The sequence below is a fragment of the Cupriavidus basilensis genome, from assembly GCF_000876015.1.
Taxonomy (GTDB): Bacteria; Pseudomonadota; Gammaproteobacteria; order Burkholderiales; family Burkholderiaceae; genus Cupriavidus; species Cupriavidus basilensis_B.
On record NZ_BBQM01000014.1, the window covers coordinates 109,616 to 125,697 of the forward strand.

At 69.5% G+C, this 16,082-nt stretch carries 16 protein-coding genes; 6 read left to right on the plus strand and 10 right to left on the minus strand.

The genetic code is table 11. From position 1 onward, the window contains the following. Positions 1-21: 21 nt before the first annotated feature. The 9 genes from KF708C_RS13145 to KF708C_RS13185 form a co-directional block, all read right to left on the minus strand. A complete protein-coding gene (locus KF708C_RS13145) occupies positions 22-1,260 on the minus strand; it encodes a pyruvate dehydrogenase complex dihydrolipoamide acetyltransferase (protein WP_059412108.1) in 1,239 nt (412 codons plus the stop codon). Between the two features lies 1 nt (position 1,261). Beyond that, entirely contained in the window at positions 1,262-1,750 is a 489-nt protein-coding gene (locus tag KF708C_RS13150; protein WP_059412109.1) for a VOC family protein, read from the minus strand. A 50-nt stretch (positions 1,751-1,800) separates the two neighbouring features. After that, positions 1,801-3,990 (minus strand): alpha-ketoacid dehydrogenase subunit alpha/beta, encoded by a 2,190-nt coding sequence (locus tag KF708C_RS13155; protein WP_059412110.1) that lies wholly within the window; start codon positions 3,988-3,990, stop codon positions 1,801-1,803. A gap of 90 nt (positions 3,991-4,080) precedes the next feature. After that, positions 4,081-4,905, minus strand: a complete 825-nt coding sequence (locus KF708C_RS13160) for an SDR family NAD(P)-dependent oxidoreductase (protein WP_231586469.1) — start codon at positions 4,903-4,905, stop codon at positions 4,081-4,083. Beyond that, positions 4,902-5,642, minus strand: coding sequence for an ABC transporter ATP-binding protein (locus KF708C_RS13165; protein ID WP_020205439.1), 741 nt, complete (start codon positions 5,640-5,642; stop codon positions 4,902-4,904). Before KF708C_RS13165 ends, KF708C_RS13160 begins: the two co-directional genes overlap by 4 nt. Beyond that, positions 5,639-6,409 carry an ABC transporter ATP-binding protein gene (locus KF708C_RS13170; protein ID WP_231586470.1) on the minus strand — a complete coding sequence of 257 codons (771 nt, stop codon included), beginning with the start codon at positions 6,407-6,409 and terminating at the stop codon, positions 5,639-5,641. Before KF708C_RS13170 ends, KF708C_RS13165 begins: the two co-directional genes overlap by 4 nt. Next, positions 6,406-7,761 (minus strand): branched-chain amino acid ABC transporter permease, encoded by a 1,356-nt coding sequence (locus tag KF708C_RS13175; RefSeq protein WP_082079539.1) that lies wholly within the window; start codon positions 7,759-7,761, stop codon positions 6,406-6,408. Before KF708C_RS13175 ends, KF708C_RS13170 begins: the two co-directional genes overlap by 4 nt. 2 nt (positions 7,762-7,763) lie before the next feature. Beyond that, on the minus strand, positions 7,764-8,705 hold the full coding sequence (locus KF708C_RS13180) for a branched-chain amino acid ABC transporter permease (protein WP_059412112.1): 942 nt from the start codon (positions 8,703-8,705) through the stop codon (positions 7,764-7,766). A 156-nt stretch (positions 8,706-8,861) separates the two neighbouring features. After that, positions 8,862-10,109 (minus strand): branched-chain amino acid ABC transporter substrate-binding protein, encoded by a 1,248-nt coding sequence (locus KF708C_RS13185; protein ID WP_029044129.1) that lies wholly within the window; start codon positions 10,107-10,109, stop codon positions 8,862-8,864. Positions 10,110-10,539: 430 nt separating this feature from the next. Here KF708C_RS13185 and KF708C_RS13190 point away from each other — a divergent pair, with 430 nt between their 5' ends. Then, entirely contained in the window at positions 10,540-11,244 is a 705-nt protein-coding gene (locus KF708C_RS13190; protein ID WP_020205434.1) for a FadR/GntR family transcriptional regulator, read from the plus strand. A gap of 488 nt (positions 11,245-11,732) precedes the next feature. Here KF708C_RS13190 and KF708C_RS13195 read toward each other — a convergent pair whose 3' ends face one another. Beyond that, positions 11,733-12,662 (minus strand): LysR family transcriptional regulator, encoded by a 930-nt coding sequence (locus KF708C_RS13195; protein ID WP_020205433.1) that lies wholly within the window; start codon positions 12,660-12,662, stop codon positions 11,733-11,735. 145 nt (positions 12,663-12,807) lie between these two features. Here KF708C_RS13195 and KF708C_RS13200 point away from each other — a divergent pair, with 145 nt between their 5' ends. From KF708C_RS13200 to KF708C_RS13220, 5 genes are all read left to right on the plus strand, one after another. After that, positions 12,808-13,926 (plus strand): muconate/chloromuconate family cycloisomerase, encoded by a 1,119-nt coding sequence (locus KF708C_RS13200; RefSeq protein ID WP_059412113.1) that lies wholly within the window; start codon positions 12,808-12,810, stop codon positions 13,924-13,926. A 62-nt stretch (positions 13,927-13,988) separates the two neighbouring features. Further along, the gene (gene catC, locus KF708C_RS13205; RefSeq protein ID WP_020205431.1) at positions 13,989-14,267 is read left to right on the plus strand and encodes a muconolactone Delta-isomerase; all 279 of its coding nucleotides are present in this window, start codon (positions 13,989-13,991) and stop codon (positions 14,265-14,267) included. 53 nt (positions 14,268-14,320) lie between these two features. Further along, a complete protein-coding gene (locus KF708C_RS13210) occupies positions 14,321-15,304 on the plus strand; it encodes a tripartite tricarboxylate transporter substrate binding protein (RefSeq protein ID WP_059412114.1) in 984 nt (327 codons plus the stop codon). 120 nt (positions 15,305-15,424) lie between these two features. Further along, a complete protein-coding gene (locus tag KF708C_RS13215) occupies positions 15,425-15,661 on the plus strand; it encodes a FitA-like ribbon-helix-helix domain-containing protein (protein ID WP_059412115.1) in 237 nt (78 codons plus the stop codon). Beyond that, complete coding sequence (locus KF708C_RS13220) at positions 15,648-16,064, plus strand: type II toxin-antitoxin system VapC family toxin (RefSeq protein ID WP_029044128.1); 417 nt, start codon at positions 15,648-15,650, stop codon at positions 16,062-16,064. Before KF708C_RS13215 ends, KF708C_RS13220 begins: the two co-directional genes overlap by 14 nt. Positions 16,065-16,082 lie beyond the last annotated feature (18 nt).

A 16,082-nucleotide genomic window follows, 5' to 3' on the forward strand; every position in this document is an offset into this window, starting at 1 on the left:
GCATTGTCCACGTCGCGGTCCTCAGATCAGCATCGCCAGCGGGTTTTCCAGCAGGCGCTTGAACGCGGCCAGCCACTGCGCGGCCAGCGCGCCGTCGATGGCGCGGTGGTCCACCGACAGCGTGCAGCGCATCACCTGCCCCGCGCGCAGCGCGCCGTCCTCGACCACCGGCACCGCCTGCGTGGCGCCCACGGCGAGGATGGCGGCCTGCGGCGGGTTGATGATGGCGGAGAACTCGGACACGCCGAACATGCCGAGGTTGCTCACGCTGAAGCTGCCGCCCTGGTATTCCTCGGGCCGCAGTTGCGAGGCGCGCGCGCGCGCGGCGAGGTCGGCGATCTCTTCGCTGATGCGCGACAGCGGCTTCTGGTCGGCCGCGCGCACGATGGGCGTGATCAGCCCGGCGTCGGTGGAGACCGCCACGGCGACGTCGGCCTGGTGGTACTGGCGCATGGCCGCGTCGGTCCAGCCGACGTTGGCGGCGGGCACTTCGCGCAGCGCCACGGCTACGGCGCGCACGACGAAATCGTTGACCGAGATCTTGCGCGGCGCGGCGGCGTTGATCTCCGCGCGCAGCGCCAGCAGGCGCTCCATGCGGCAGTCCGCCGTGAGGTAGAAATGCGGGATGGTGGACTTGCTCTCGCCCAGCCGGCGCGCGATGGTGCGGCGCATATTGCTGTGCGGGATCTCGGTGAACGCGGCGGTGGCCGGTGTGTTGGCCTGCGCCTGCGGCGCGACCGGGGGCGCGCTCGCGGGCGCGGGAACCGCCGCGGCCTGCTCGACATCGCGCTTGACGATGCGGCCGTTCGGCCCGCTGCCGCGCAGCGCGGCGAGGTCGAGGCCGCGCTGCGCGGCCAGCCGGCGCGCCAGCGGGCTGGCGAAGACGCGGGCGGCCTGCGTTGCGTTGCCGCCAGCAACATCGATGGCGGCGGGCGGGGCGGTTTCCGCTGGCGCTTCCGCCTGCGATGCCGGCGCACCGCCAGCCGCGGCGATCAGCGCATCCACGTCCACGCCGGTCTCGCCGCCGGCGAGCAGCACGCCGATCGGCGCGCCGACTTCCACGTCCTGCCCGGCCGCGACCAGGCGGCGGCCCAGCACGCCGGCGGTGTCGGCGTTGAGCTCGACCACGGCCTTGTCGGTCTCGATCTCGGCGATGCAGTCGCCCACGGCCACGGCATCGCCTTCGTTCCTGGTCCACGCTTGCAGCGTGGCGTGGGTGGCATTGGCCGCCACCTCGGGCATGCGCAACAGGGTGGCCATGTCAGGCGGTCCTCGCTTGGTGCAGGTCGGGGCGATAGGCCGCGATGTCCGCGTATTGCACGATCTCGAGCACGTTGCCCTCGGGGTCGCGGCAGAAGGCCAGGTAGGTGCCGGGGCGCACTTCCACGCGCTGCGGGCCGGTGAGGAATTCCACTTCGGCGGCCAGCAGCTTGTCGACCACGGCCTGGATGTCCGCCACGATGAAGGTGAGGTAGGTGGCGTTGGCCTTGTCGAGGATGTAGGCGGGCGCGGCCTCGGGCGCCGGCGCCCGGGCCGGCGCGAGCAGCTTGATGCGTTCACCGTAGGGCGTCTGCAGGCGCACCGCGGTATAGCCGGCGGCGTGCATGGCGGCCTGCGCGGCCTTGTCGGCGGGCACGGCGACTTCGCTGACGAAGGTCAGGCCCAGCACCTGCTCGTAGAAGCGGCGCATGCGCGGCAGGTCGCGCACGGCGATGCCGACCTCCAGGGGGACGATCATGTTCAGGCTCATCGGAATTCCTTTGCTGTGTCTGGCGTGTTCGATGTATCCGGCGGCGGCGCTCAGGCCGCGCCCTTGTCGCGCATGGCCTGGCGCAGGCCTTCGGCCACTTCCTCGGTGCGGGCGGCGGCGGCGCGCTCCAGTACCTTGGAAATGCTGGGCGCGGCTTCCGCGCCGCTCACGCGCTGCACCGGCTGGTCCAGCCAGTCGAAGAAGCGGCGCTGGATCTCGTCGGCCAGCCAGCCGCCATAGGAGGTGCCGCGCGCGCCCTGCTCGGCGATCAGCACGTTGTTGGTCTTGCGGATGCTCTGCCCGATGGTGTCCCAGTCCAGGCTGGCGCGGTCCAGCCAGCGCAGGTCGATGACCTCGGCGTCGATGCCGGTCTGCTCCACCGCTTCCAGCGTGTGGCCGACCATCGACAGGTAGGTGAGCACGGTCAGCTCCGCGCCGCTGCGGCGCACGGCGGCCTTGCCCACCGGCAGGTGGTAGTCGAAGTCCTCGACCGGACCCACGCCGGTGGCGTTGTACAGGTCGACGTGCTCGATCACCAGCACCGGATCCTTGCAGGCCAGCGCGGTGTTCATCAGGCCCACGTAGTCGAACGGCGTGGACGGCGCCACGATGCGCCAGCCCGGGCTGGTGGCGAAGATGCCGGCCGGGTCCATCGAGTGCTGCGAGCCGTAGCCGGTGCCCATCGCCACCTTGGTGCGCAGCACCAGCGGCACGTCGCTCTGGCCGCCGAACATGTGGCGCGCCTTGCCGATCTGGTTGAAGACCTGGTCGGCCGCCACCCACATGAAGTCCGGGTACATGAACTCCACCACCGGCTTGTAGCGGCCGTCCAGCGCCAGCCCGCCACCCAGGCCGACGAAGGCGTTCTCGCTGATCGGCGTGCCCAGCACGCGCTCGGGGAAGCTGTCGCGCAGGCCGCGCGTGGCGCCGTTGGTGCCGCCCTTGAGGCGGTGCACGTCCTCGCCCATCACCACCACGGACGCATCGGTCTCCATGCGGCGGTGCATGACGTCGGCCACCACGTCGATGAACTTGCGCGGTGCGAGCTTGCCGGCGAAGCCTGCTTCTTCCTCGCAGCGCAGGCCTTCCAGCTCGGACAGGTCGCCACGGATGCCCACGTCGCGGAAATCCGGGCTCGGCCACAGCTCGGGGCGGATGCGGCGCTTGCCGGCCTTGCCGGACGGGTCTGCCCCGGTCAGCGCGGCGGCGGCCTCGCGCATGGCCTGGCGCACGCGCTCGCGCAGCGCGGCGATCTCGTCGGCGCTGATCAGCTTGCGCTCCTGCATGCGGCGCGCCATCAGGTCGAGCGGGTCGCGCGCGCGCCATTGCTGCTCTTCTTCCTTGCTGCGGTAGCCGAAGGCGCTGCCCGGGAACGGGCCGTTCTGGTGGAAGAAGCGGTACAGGTCCGCCTCGATCACGGTCGGGCCGCGGCCGGCGCGCATGTGCGCGAGCGCTTCCTGCGTGGCCAGCCAGACCGCCAGCGGGTCCATGCCGTCGACCTTCCAGCTCGGGATGTTGAAGCCCATGCCGCGCGCGGACAGGCGCGGCTCGGCGGTGGACTCTTCCACCGTGGTGGAGACCGCGTAGCGGTTGTTCTCGATGAAGAAGCACAGCGGCAGCTTCCACGCCGCGGCCAGGTTCATGGTCTCCAGCACCGAGCCGATGTTGACCGCGCCGTCGCCGAAGTAGGTGATGGCCACCGCGTCGGTGCCGGCATGGCGGTGCGACCACGCCGCGCCGGCCGCCATCGGCACGCCGCCGCCGACGATGGCGTTGGTGCCGAGCGCCCCGGCCTCGGCCCACTGCAGGTGCATGGAGCCGCCGCGGCCCTTGCAGTAGCCTTGCGCGAGGCCGAGGATCTCCGCCAGCGTGCGTTGCAGCAGCGTCTGCACGCCATCCGCCAGCGGCGCGCGCGGGTCGATGCCGCTGGGCGCGAGGTAGCCGAGCGCCTTGGACAGGAACTGGTGGTGGCCGCGGTGCGAGCCGTTGATCTGGTCGGCGCCGGTCAGCGGCACGATGGAGCCCGCGGCGCCGCCTTCCTGGCCGATGCTGGAATGCGCCGGGCCGTGGACCAGCCCTTCGGCGGCGAGTTCGAGCACGGCTTCCTCGAAGCCGCGGATCAGGTGCAGGTGGCTCAGCAGCGTGCCGAGCAGGGCCGGGTCCGCGCGGGCCCAGTCTTCGTCGGTGGCTCGCAGTTCCACCCATTCGGCGGCGGGGCGCAGGGCGCTACGTTCAGACATTTGAGAATCCTCGGTTGCCGGTCGTGGCCGGCCGTGTTGTGTTCGGTGTTGTGTGCGGTGTCGCGCTCGGGAGGTGGCGCCGCGCGCCGTTCAGAAGCCGTCCGCGGTCCAGCCGCCGTCGGAGACCAGCGCGTGGCCGGTGATGAAGGCGGCCGAGTCCGAGGCCAGGAACAGCGCCACCTCGGCCATCTCGTCGGGCGTGCCGAAGCGCCGCAGCGGCGTGCGCGCGAGCAGCGCCTCGCCGTCGATGGCGCCGCGCGCCAGCAGCGTTTCCATCAGCGCGGTGCTGGTGTAGCCGGGGCACACCGCGTTGACGCGGATGTTGTACTCGGCCCATTCGGCGGCCAGCGACCTGGTGAGCGAGACCACGCCCGCCTTGGCCGCGCAGTAGGCCAGGCGCCGCGCCGACGAGGCCAGGCCCCACATCGAGGCGGTGCTCAGGATGTTGCCGCCGCCCTGGCGCACCATGCGGCGCGCCGCCGCCTGCGCGCAGTAGAAGACGCCGGACAGGTCGATGTCGATGGCGCGGCGCCAGTCCTCTGGCGTGAGTTCCAGCGCGGGCTTGTTCATCGAGATGCCGGCGTTGTTGAGCAGGATGTCGATGCGGCCGAAGCGCGCCTCGGTGGCGGCGCAGGCCCGCTCGACGGCGTCGGGGTCGGTGATCGAGGCGACCACGGTATCGACCTGGACTTCCGGATACGCCGCTTCCAGCTCGGCGCGGGTGGTGGCCAGCCCGTCCGCGTCCAGGTCCAGCAGCATCAGCCGCGCGCCGTGGCGGGCGAAGCCGTGCGCCATCGCGCGGCCGATGCCGCTGGCGCCGCCGGTGTTGAGCACGGCCTTGCCGGCCAGGCCGGGGTAGGTGGCGCGCGCGAACGGTTGCGCGTTGGGGTATCCAGTCGGCAAAGAGGTGCTCATACGGCTAGCCAGTCCTTCAGAAGTTGGGTATTGGAAGTGAGTTGCGCGGGCGTGCCTTCGTAGACGATGCGGCCGTGGCCCATCACGCAGACGCGGCTGGAGACCTTCAGCGCGATGGCGAGCTTTTGCTCGACCAGCACCACCGACACGCCGCGCCGGTGGATGTCCTGGATGGCCTCGCCGACCACCGCCACGATCTTGGGCGCGAGGCCCTCGGTGGGCTCGTCGATCAGGATCACCAGCGGGTTGCCCAGCAGCGAGCGGCACATGGTCAGCATCTGCTGCTCGCCGCCGGAGAGGCTGCCGGCCTTGGTGTTGCGGCGCTCCTTGAGGCGCGGGAAGTAGTCGAACATCTGCTCGAGCGTCCATTGCGGCGCGCCTTCGGTGGCGCGCTGCTCGCCCATGCGCAGGTTCTCGTCCACGCTCAGGTTGGCGAACACCTCGCGCTCCTCCGGCACGTAGGCGATGCCGCGCCGGCAGATCGCGTAGGACTGCGCGCCGGCCAGGTCGCGCCCGCGCAGCCTGACCTCGCCCGCGCTCGGCGGCACCAGGCCCATGATGGCCTTGAGCGTGGTGGAGCGGCCCGAGCCGTTGCGGCCCAGCAGGCTGACCACCTCGCCGTGGCCGACGTGGAAATCCACGCCGTGCAGGATGTGGCTCTTGCCGTAGTGCGCGTGCAGGCCCTGCACGGCGAGCAGCGGGGCGCCGCTCTCGTTCTGCATGGATGGCGTGCTCATACGCTGACCTCCTCGCCCAGGTAGGCTTCCTTGACGCGGGCGTTGTTGCGGATCTCGTCGGGCGTGCCGGTGGCCACGATCTCGCCGTAGACCAGCACGCTGATGCGGTCGCTGAGCGCGAACACCACGTCCATGTCGTGCTCCACGATCAGCAGCGTGCGGCCCTGCGCGATCTCGCGGATCAGGCCGGCGGTGTAGTCGGTCTCTTCCTGCGACATGCCGGCCATCGGCTCGTCGAGCATGATGACCTTGGGGTCCGAGGCCAGCGTCATGGCGATCTCCAGCGAGCGCTGCTCCGAGTACGACAGCTCGCCGGCGGTGTCCTGCGCGCGTGCGGCCAGCCGCACCTGCCCGAGCAGGTGCATGGTCTCGTCGCGCACCGCGCGCAGCTTGTGGGCGAATTTCCACAGCGTGTATTGCAGGCCGTGGCGCCGCATCACGGCCAGGCGCAGGTTCTCGTACACGCTCAGGCCGGCGAAGATGTTGGTGATCTGGAACGAGCGCGCCAGGCCGCGGTGGTTGATCTGCTGCGGCGACAGGCCCTGGATCGACTCGCCGCCCAGCACGATCTCGCCGCGCGTGAGCGGCAGGCGCCCGGAGATCAGGTGGAACAGCGTGGACTTGCCGGCGCCGTTGGGGCCGATCAGCGCATGCCGCTCGCCGCCGGCGAGGTCGAGGTCCACGCCGCGGATGATGTCGATGTCGCCGAAGGACTTGCGCAGCCCGCGCAGGGAAAGGATCGGTTCGGTGTTCATGCGCGTGCTCATGCCGGGGTCCTCCGGGCGGTGGTGGCGGCGCCGGCGGCTTCCGTCCCGGCGGCGGGCGCGGCCTCCTTCAGCCGCAGCCAGCGGCCGTTGGCCAGCCGCGCCGTGGCGATGCCGGCCAGCAGCAGCGCCGCCGGCACCAGCCAGGTCAGCGGCGAGACCGGGTCCCACTCGCGGCCGAACAGCGGGATCGCGGGCCAGCCGGCGCCGCCGTTGAGGGAAGCCATCGAGCGGTAGTCCTGCGAGAAGAAGCGCTGCAGCATCTCCACCGTGAACACCGTGCCGCAGGCCAGCAGCAGCGTGCCGACGAGATAGGCCAGCGTGACCGGCAGCAGCGCGCGCAGGCCGTAGGTCTTGCCGTGGGTGACGAAGGACTGGATCAGCCCGGCCAGGCCGGTGGGCATGAACAGCATCACCAGCACGAACACGATGCCCTGGTACAGCAGCCACGAGCGCGTCAGGTCCGACACCGCGTAGCCGAAGAACGTCATCACCGCCGCGCCCAGCGCCGGCCCGAGGAAGAGCTTCACGCCGCCGATGTAGCTGTTGAGCACCACCGCGGCCGAGGCCGAGGACTCGAACACCACGTAGTTGGCCGCCTCCATGTTGATGGCCTGCAGCGCGCCGGCAATGCCGGCGAACATGGCCGAGACCGCGAACACCAGCACGCCCAGGCGGTGCGTGTCGTAGCCGAGAAAGCGCAGGCGGTTGGCGTTCTCGCGCAGGCCGAGCGTCAGGCGCCCCACCGGCGTGAGCGTGAACAGGTACAGCAGCGCCAGCGACAGCAGCACCCAGGCCAGCGTCAGGTAATAGACCTGGTTGCTGTCGCCGAAGCTCAGGCCCCACGCCGGCATGCGCATGGTGGACAGGCCGGCCTCGCCGCCGAACCAGCCCTTCAGGTGCGGCGCCAGCGAATGCAGCAGCTCGGCCAGCGCCAGCGTGATCATGGCGAAGTACACGCCGGTGCGCTTGGTGGCGAACCAGCCGGCGGCCAGCCCGGCCAGCAGGCCCATCGCGCCGCCGGCCAGCGGCAGCAGCGGGGTGGGCAGCAGGCCGTTGCCGCCGAAGGCGTTCATGGCGTGCACGGTGGCGAAGCTGCCGATGCCGAAGTAGGCCGCGTGGCCGAACGAGAGCATGCCGCCCTGGCCGCTGAGCAGGTTGAAGGCGGCGGCGAACAGCACCGCGATCAGCATCTGGATCGAGGCGTTGACCAGCGACGGCGACAGCACCAGCGGCAGCGCCACCAGCGCGGCGGTGCCGAGCAGCAGCAGGATCTTCTGCGCCGGCGACAGCCGGGGGGCGGGCGCGGCGTGCGTGGCGCGCGGCAGGCGCGGGGAATGGGGGACTTGGGTCATGCTTACTCCTTCTCGCCCATCAGCCCGGACGGACGCACCAGCAGAATCAGCAGCATCAGCGCGAACGGGATGGTCCCGGCCAGGCTGGAGAGCTTGAGGGTCAAGAGGCCGCCGACGTCCTCGGCCCAGGTGCCCGCGCCAACCAGCGCGAGCAGGTCGGCGAGGCTGCGGTCGATGCCGACCGAGAACGACGTGATCAGCCCGATCAGCAGCGACGCCAGCATGGCGCCGCCGAGCGAGCCGAGGCCGCCGACCACCACCACCACGAAGACCATCACGCCGAGCTCCAGCGCCATGTTGGGGTTGGTGGTGTAGAACGCGCCGGCCACCGCGCCGGCCAGGCCCGCCAGCGCCGCGCCGATGCCGAACACGCCCATGAAGACCAGCGGCACGTTGTGGCCGAGCGCTTCGGCCATGCGCGGCTTGTAGATGGCCGAGCGCACCACGATGCCGACCCGCGTGCGCGTGAGCAGCAGGTAGATGACGGCGAACATGGCCAGCGCGATGGCACCCATGAACACGCGGTAGAACGGATAGGCCGAGGCGCCCAGCCGGAACGCGGCAAAGTCCAGCGCCGCCGGGATGCGGTAGTCCACCGGGAAGTTGCCGAAGAACAGCTTGATCAGCTCGGCGATGATGAACGACAGGCCGAAGGTCAGCAGCAGCTCGTGCGCGTGGCCGTGGTGGTGCACGCGGCGCAGGAAGAAGCGCTCCACCGCCACCCCGACCAGGCCGACCAGGACCGGCGAGACCACGATGGCGGGCCAGAAGCCGAGCGTGCCCTGCAGCGCGTAGGCGAAGTAGGCGCCCAGCATGTAGAACGAGGCGTGGGCGAAGTTGAGCACGCCCATCATGCCGAAGATGAGCGTCAGCCCTGCCGACACCATGAACAGCAGCAGGCCGTAGATGGCGCCGTTGAGCAGTGAGACGATGAGATATTCCATGAAGGCTTCCTTGGAACGAGCCGGTGCGGCGCGCGGCGGTGCGCGATGCGGCCGGCCGCGTCCGGCCCGGTCCGCGCCGGGAGGGCGGGAACCGGGCCGGTCTTGCTGGTGTGGTGCTGGCGTGGTGCTGGCGGAGTGCCGGGCGAAGGCGGCGGATCAGCCGGGGCGCTGCATCTTGCAGCTGGCCTGCGGCGGCGTGGCGGCCTCGGCCGCGGAGAAGGTCTTGACCGGCTTGAAGCCCATGTCGGTGCCGTCCACCTTGAACCTGGCGTCCCTGGAGACTTCCGACACCACCATCGGCAGCAGCACCTGGTGGTCGGCCGCGCGCATGCTCATCTCGCCCATCGAGGTCTTGATGCGGGCCGCTTCGAGCGCCTTGGCCAGCGCGCTGGTGTTGAGCTTGCCGCCTTCGGGCTTGACCGTCTTGAGGGCCTCGCCCAGCATCTCCACCGCGAACACGGTCTGCGGCTCGATGTAGGCGGGCATGTGGCCCTGCCTGGCCTTGAAGTCGCTGGCGAAGCGCTCGCTGTCGGCGCCGCTGGCCTCGGCGTTGAACGGATGGGCGACGAAGTGGCCGAGCGCCACGTCGGCGGCGTTGCCGATGTTGCCGGGCTGGTCGAGGAACACCGTGGCGAAGCGCGTCTTCAGCCCGGCGGCCTTGCTGGCCTTCATCAGCAGCAGCAGGTCGTTGGACCAGTTGCCGGTGATGACGCTGTCGGCCTTGGCCGCGGCGATCTTGGCCACGTAGGGCGAGAAGTCCTGCACCTTGTTGACGTCGTGCAGGGTCTTCTCCACCACCGTGTAGCCGCCGGGGCCGGCGTAGTCGATGGTCGCCTTCTCCATGTCGGCGCCCCACGAGTAGTTCTGGTTGATCGCGTACACGCGCGTGCCCAGCGCGTGCAGCGGCTTCATGGCGCCGACCAGCGCCTTGACGCGGATCTGCGCGTTGGTGGCGAACTTGAAATGGTAGAAGTGGCACTTCTCGCCGGTCAGCTCCATCGCTTCGCCGCCGACGTTCATGAACAGGATTTCCTTGCCCGGATTGCGCAGGTTGTACTTGCGCACGTCCTCGGTGATCTGGCCCGACACCGCCGACGACGAGCCCTGCATGACGATCTGCGCGCCGTCCGCCACCGCGGCCTTGAGCTTGTCGGCGGCGCCGGCCGGGCCGCCCTGGTTGTCGTACTCGACCAGTTGCAGCGGCTCGCCGTTCCAGCCGCCGGCGGCGTTGATCTTGTCGATCGCATAGCGCGCCGCCGCGCGGAACATCAGGCCGGTGGAGGCCTGCGGCCCGGACAGCGTCTCGACCAGCGCGACCTTCACCGGCGCCGCCGATGCCGCGCCGGCCAGCAGGCAAAGCGCCGCGGCTGCGAACAAAGGACGGGGGATGCGGCTACCGCTCATGAGTGTCTCCTTATCTTGTTGGGATCGTCCGGGGCCGCTGGGATGGGTCCGCCGTGGCGGTCTGACCTGTGGTTAAAGTGGTCTGACAGGTTTACTATAGGGAGATGCGCGGAAGCCGTCAACGGCGAAGTGCGCGCTGTGAGGGTTTCTACCAAGGCGTAGCCGGCGCTTGCCTCAAGGAACCGTCGTCATTGCCGCTTTCCGTTGTATGGGTTGGCTTGGCGGGAAGCCGGGGGAAATGGCCGCAGGCGCCGTGTCGGGGCATTCCGCACGTTTCACCCCGATCAAGACGTGCTACATTGACCTGTAAGGCCAATTCAAGAATTCAAGAATCATGCGCAGCCGCGGGGCGGCTGACGCCAGGGAGCAAGCAGTGAACAAGACCGTGACCGGTGCCTCGCCACCGTTGACCCAGCGCCCGGAGGGAACCATGTTCCATCCCGAGCCCAGGCACCTGCCCGACGAAATCGCCAGGCGCCTGATCCACGCGATCCAGACGGGCGAGTTCGCCGTGGGTGACCGCCTGCCGAGCGAGCGCGTGCTGTGCGAGCAGTTTTCCGTGAGCCGCGCGGTGGTGCGCGAGGCGCTGTCGCAGCTCAAGTCGGAAGGCCTGGTCGCGCCCAAGGCCGGCAGCGGCGTGTTCGTGACCGAGCGCAGCCAGCGCCAGGCGTTCCGCATGCAGGACGTGGCCATCGACGAGAAAGACTCGCTGGCGATGGTGATGGAGTTGTTGGTGACGATCGAGGTGGCCGCCACCCGCTTCGCGGCCATGCGCCGCACGCCCGAGGACCTCAAGCGGATCCGGCGCGCGCTGATCGGCATGGAATACGAGATCGCCAACGACCGGCTCGGCGACGAGGAGGATTTCGCTTTTCACCAGGCCATCGTCGAGGCCACCCACAACCCGCATTTCCAGGCGCTGAGCGAGCATCTCGAACACGGCGCGCGGCGCGTGATCCGGCAGGCCAGGAGCAATACCAAGAGTCATCACGCCAATCTCGTCGAGGCGGTGCAGGACGAGCACAAGGCGATCTACGAGGCGATCGTGGCGGGGGATGCGGAGCGCGCGGCGGAGGCGGCGGAGACGCATTTGCGGAATGCGGCTAAGAGGTTGAATATGTATTTGAAGGGGTGAGGTTGAAGGCTTTGGCTTCAAGGTCAAGGTCAAAGGATTAACTTCAACGGCTGAACGTCAAAGTCAAAGGCTTTCGCGCCCCCGGCGCGACCTACTTTCTTTTGTCCGAAAAGAAAGTAGGCCAAGAAAGCGGACTGCCTGGCCGGCAGGGGCAGAAACGTTGGGGTTTCTGGTTGTTGGTGGTTTCGTGGTGGGGTTGGTGGTTCTGCTGGCATCCTGCCGTTACCGGTTCTGGCGGCCACGACTTTGCTGGTGGTGTTGGTTTCGTAGTCAGACCTATGATGGCGAGTGCACTGCTTGCTCGGCCATCTGCCGTTACCGGTTTGGGCGGCCACGACATAGCATTCTCGTGTTTTCGTGGTGGGCGTGGTGGACCGGGGCGCGGGCGTGCGAGGGGTGGGGACATCGTGCTTGTCCCGGGGTCCTTGTTGTTCTGGTTTCTTCTCTCTTCCTCTTTCCAAACCGGCCGGCGGGCGCGCATCACCCGTTCATGGGATAAATGGCGGTTTCTTGCGCACCGCAGCAGTTTCGGCGCCGCGTCCGGCCAGCTTGCCCACGCGAGCGATCACTTCGGCCAGCAGCGCGGAGTGGTCGTCGGTGCGGTAGCTCATCATCACCGGCGAGGTGAAGCCGGGCGCGTTGATGGGCATGTAGGCCACGTCGTCGCGGTGCAGCCGCTGCACCGACGCCGGCACCAGGCAGATGCCCAGCCCGGCGGCTACCAGCCCGATGGCGGTCTGCAGTTCGTTGGCTTCCTGCGCCACGCGCAGTTGCAGGCCGCGCGTGCGGAACAGCGCCAGCACGTGGTCGGCGTAGCTGGGCCGCGGGCGCGCGGGGTAGAGCACGAACGGGTGGGCGGCGAGCTGGTCGGGCGTCATGGGCGGGCGCGCCAGCGCGGGGTGGCCGCCGGGCACGGCCACCATCAGCGGTTCGGCCATCACCACGGTGCGGGTGATGGCGGGGTCGTCCAGCACGATGCGGCCGAAGCCGATGTCGATGCGGCCGGCCTTGAGCGCTTCGAGCTGCTGCACCGTGGTGAGCTCGGACAGGCCCACTTCCAGCGCCGCGTCGGAGCCGCGCACCAGCCGGATCAGCTCGGGCAGGAAGCCGTACAGCACCGACGGCACGAAGCCGATGCCGAACCAGCGCTTCTCGTTGCGGCCGATGCGCCGCGTGCCTTCCACGATCTCGTCGATGCGCTGGCCGAGCTGCAGCGACTGTTCCAGCAGGAAGCGGCCCGCCTCGGTGAGCCGCACCGCGCGCGAGGAGCGGTCCAGCAGCACCGTGCCGATCTCGTCTTCCAGCTGGCGGATCTGGCGCGACAGCGGCGGCTGGGCGATATGCAGGCGCTCGGCCGCGCGGGTGAAGTTGAGTTCTTCCGCGACGGCCTGGAAATAGCGCAGGTGGCGAAGCTCCACGGCGCCTCCTTTCTATACTCTAAAGGTATGGATCGGGACATACTCGGTCTTGGACACCCCCGATGTCAAGCCGGATACTGCGTGCAGCGAATCCGGGCCACTCCCCCTCCGCAGGCCCGGCGGACATCAAGGTAGTCACGCAAGCATGAAAGCCACCGTCACCTCCGTCGAAGCCATCCTGGTCGACCTGCCCACCATCCGTGCCCACCAGCTGGCCATGACCACCATGCAGCGCCAGACCCTGGTGATCGTGCGGCTGCGCTGCAGCGACGGCATCGAGGGCATCGGCGAGGCCACCACCATCGGCGGCCTGAGCTACGGCGACGAAAGTCCCGAAGGCATCAAGCTGACCATCGACACCTACCTGGCGCCCGCGCTGGCCGGGCTCGACGCGAGCAACGTCCATGCCGCCATGCAGCACCTGGGCTCGGTGGCGCGCGGCAACCGCTTCGCCAAGTCGGCGCTGGAGTCGGCGCTGCTCGACGCGCAGGGCAAGCGCCTGGGCCTGCCAGTGTCGGCGCTGCTGGGCGGCGCGGTGCGTCCCAACCTGGCCTGCCTGTGGACGCTGGCCAGCGGCGACACCGGCCGCGACATCGAAGAGGCCGAATCGCTGCTGGCGGCGCGCCGCCACAATACCTTCAAGCTCAAGATCGGCCGCCGCCCGGTGCGCGAGGACGTGGCGCACGTCTCGGCCATCAAGCGCGCGCTGGGCGAGCGCGCGCGCGTGACGGTGGACGTCAACCAGGCCTGGAACGAGGCCGAGGCCGCCACCGGCATCGCCATGCTGGAAGCCGCCGGCATCGACCTGGTGGAGCAGCCGGTGCCGCGCGAGCAGCGCGGCGCGCTGGCGCGCCTGGCGGCGCGCTTCGTGGTGCCGGTGATGGCCGACGAGGCGGTGTGCGGCCCGGAGGACGCGATGGACCTGGCGCGCCAGGCCGCGGCCGACGTGTTCGCGCTGAAGATCTCCAAGTCCGGCGGCATCTACGAGATGCTGCGCACCGCCGCGGTGGGCGACGCCGCCGGCATCGCGCTGTACGGCGGCACCATGCTCGAAGGCAGCGTGGGCACCATCGCCGCCGCGCACGGCTTCGTCACGTTGCCGCGGCTGGCCTGGGGCACCGAGCTGTTCGGCCCGCTGCTGCTCAAGGACGACATCGTGACCGCGCGCCCCGAATACCGCGACTTCGCGCTGCACCTGCCGCCCGGCCCGGGCCTGGGCCTGGCGCTGGACGAGGACAAGCTGGCCCACTACCGCCGCGCCTGAGCGCGCCGAAACCCGTCGATGCGCATCGATGCGCGTCGACATGACAAGACAAGGACGACGACATGCTTTTCCTGGTGAGAATGGACGTGAAGCTGCCGGCCGACATGCCGGCCGCGCTGGCCGACGAGATCAAGGCGCGCGAGAAGGCCTATTCGCAGGACCTCCAGCGCCAGGGCAAATGGCCGCACATCTGGCGCGTGGTGGGCGAGTACGCCAACTACAGCGTGTTCGATGCCGAAAGCAACGATGCGCTGCACGCGATGCTGTCCGGCCTGCCGCTGTTCCCGTACATGGCCATCCACGTCACGCCGCTGGCGCAGCATCCGTCGTCGATCCGGTAGCGCCGCCGCGCGCCGGACCCGATAAATTCAATAAATCCCAAGAGGAGACTTCGATGCGCCTGCCATTCCTGCGCAACCTCGCCGTCGGCGCCGCCTGCGCACTGGCTACCCTGGCCGCCGTCCCCGCGGCCCATGCCGCCTGGCCCGACAAGCCGATCCGCTGGGTCGTGCCGTTCCCGGCCGGCGGCGCGATGGACAATATCGCCCGCACGCTGGGCGAGGAAATGTCGGCCTCGCTCGGGCAGGCCATCGTGGTGGAAAACCGCCCCGGCGCGGGCGGCAACATCGGCGCCGAGATGGTGGCGCGCTCGCCCGCGGACGGCTACACGCTCATCATCGTGGCCAACGGCATGGCGGTGAACCCGGCGCTGTACGGGCGCCTGAACTACGACCCGGTCAAGGACTTCGCGCCGGTCTCGCTGCTGGCGGTGGTGCCCAACGTGCTGGTCACCAACAAGGCCAGGAAGCTGCCCGCCACGGTGCCGGACCTGATCGCCGCCGCGCGCGCCAACCCGGACAAGTACACCTACGCCTCCGCCGGCAACGGCACCTCGATCCACCTCGCCGGCGAACTGTTCACCTCGCTTGCCGACGTCAGGATGCTGCACGTGCCCTACAAGGGCAGCGGCCCGGCCATGACCGACCTGCTCGGCGGGCAGGTCGACTACATGTTCGACAGCATCACCTCGGCCAAGCCGCACATCGACTCCGGCAAGCTCACGGCCATCGCGGTGACGACCGCCAGGCGCTCCACCACGCTGCCCAACGTGCCCACGATGGCCGAGGCCGGCGTCAAGGGCTACGACCTGTCGCCGTGGTTCGCCGCCTTCGTGCCGGCCCGCACGCCGCCCGAGGTGATCGCGCGCCTGAACCAGGCGATGGTCGCCGCGCTGGCCAGGCCGTCGGTGCGCACGCGCCTGGCCGGCATCGGCGCCGAGCCGATCGGCAGCACGCCGGCGCAACTGGGCAAGCACCTCGCCGAGGAAACGCAGAAGTGGGGCAAGCTGATCCGGGAGCGGGGGATTCACGCGGATTGATCATTTGAGTGGCGCTGCCGCCTCTTCTCGGCGGGTACCGTGTTTCCTGGCGGTGCGCCGATTGCCCCTTGTTGATAGCAGTGCTATCGTTCTTGCGTGACAGTATCGGAAGGGGAAATCATGGCCACTCTCCTGGTTCGCGGGATTGACGAGGCACTGGTGCAGCGGCTGCGCGAGCGCGCCGCCGCGCACGGGCGCAGCGCAGAGGCGGAACACCGCGAGATCCTCGCGCAGGCCCTGTCGGCAACCCGGCGCAGGAGCTTTGCCGAGATCCTGGCCAGCATGCCGGATGTCGGCGAGGACAGCGATTTCGAGCGGCTCGATCCGTCGTCCGGGGCCGTCCATGTATTTGATTGATACCAACGTCATCAGCGAAGCGCGCAAGCGCGAGCGCGCCAACCCGGGGGTGCGAGACTTTTTCCGCGAGGCCGCGCAACGAGAGTCCGCTTTGTTTCTCTCCGTGGTCACGGTCGGCGAACTGCAGCGTGGCGTCGAGTTGATCCGGCATCGCGGAGATACCGCGCAGTTTGCCGCTCTGGGGGCCTGGCTCGAGTCCGTGTTGAGCGAATTCGCAGAGCGGATCTTGCCCATCGACGATGTCGTCAGTCAGGTCTGGGGCCGCCTGCGCGTACCGCACGCGGAGCATGCGCTGGACAAGCTGATTGCGGCGACGGCGCTGGTGCATGACCTCACGGTCGTGACCCGCAATGTCGATGACTTCGCGGGCTGCGGCGCTCGCTTGCTGAACCCCTTCGCGTAAATCCCCCCGCTTTCGCCT

Bases quoted from the DNA above. Each gene is read 5' to 3' on its own strand.
- KF708C_RS13160 (WP_231586469.1), bottom strand. From the start codon at position 4,905: ATGAGCACCTCTTTGCCGACTGGATACCCCAACGCGCAACCGTTCGCG.
- KF708C_RS13145 (WP_059412108.1), bottom strand. From the start codon at position 1,260: ATGGCCACCCTGTTGCGCATGCCCGAGGTGGCGGCCAATGCCACCCAC.
- KF708C_RS13200 (WP_059412113.1), top strand. From the start codon at position 12,808: ATGAAAGCCACCGTCACCTCCGTCGAAGCCATCCTGGTCGACCTGCCC.
- KF708C_RS13175 (WP_082079539.1), bottom strand. From the start codon at position 7,761: ATGACCCAAGTCCCCCATTCCCCGCGCCTGCCGCGCGCCACGCACGCC.
- KF708C_RS13210 (WP_059412114.1), top strand. From the start codon at position 14,321: ATGCGCCTGCCATTCCTGCGCAACCTCGCCGTCGGCGCCGCCTGCGCA.
- KF708C_RS13180 (WP_059412112.1), bottom strand. From the start codon at position 8,705: ATGGAATATCTCATCGTCTCACTGCTCAACGGCGCCATCTACGGCCTG.
- KF708C_RS13170 (WP_231586470.1), bottom strand. From the start codon at position 6,409: ATGAGCACGCGCATGAACACCGAACCGATCCTTTCCCTGCGCGGGCTG.
- KF708C_RS13155 (WP_059412110.1), bottom strand. From the start codon at position 3,990: ATGTCTGAACGTAGCGCCCTGCGCCCCGCCGCCGAATGGGTGGAACTG.
- catC (WP_020205431.1), top strand. From the start codon at position 13,989: ATGCTTTTCCTGGTGAGAATGGACGTGAAGCTGCCGGCCGACATGCCG.
- KF708C_RS13165 (WP_020205439.1), bottom strand. From the start codon at position 5,642: ATGAGCACGCCATCCATGCAGAACGAGAGCGGCGCCCCGCTGCTCGCC.
- KF708C_RS13190 (WP_020205434.1), top strand. From the start codon at position 10,540: ATGTTCCATCCCGAGCCCAGGCACCTGCCCGACGAAATCGCCAGGCGC.
- KF708C_RS13215 (WP_059412115.1), top strand. From the start codon at position 15,425: ATGGCCACTCTCCTGGTTCGCGGGATTGACGAGGCACTGGTGCAGCGG.
- KF708C_RS13150 (WP_059412109.1), bottom strand. From the start codon at position 1,750: ATGAGCCTGAACATGATCGTCCCCCTGGAGGTCGGCATCGCCGTGCGC.
- KF708C_RS13185 (WP_029044129.1), bottom strand. From the start codon at position 10,109: ATGAGCGGTAGCCGCATCCCCCGTCCTTTGTTCGCAGCCGCGGCGCTT.
- KF708C_RS13220 (WP_029044128.1), top strand. From the start codon at position 15,648: ATGTATTTGATTGATACCAACGTCATCAGCGAAGCGCGCAAGCGCGAG.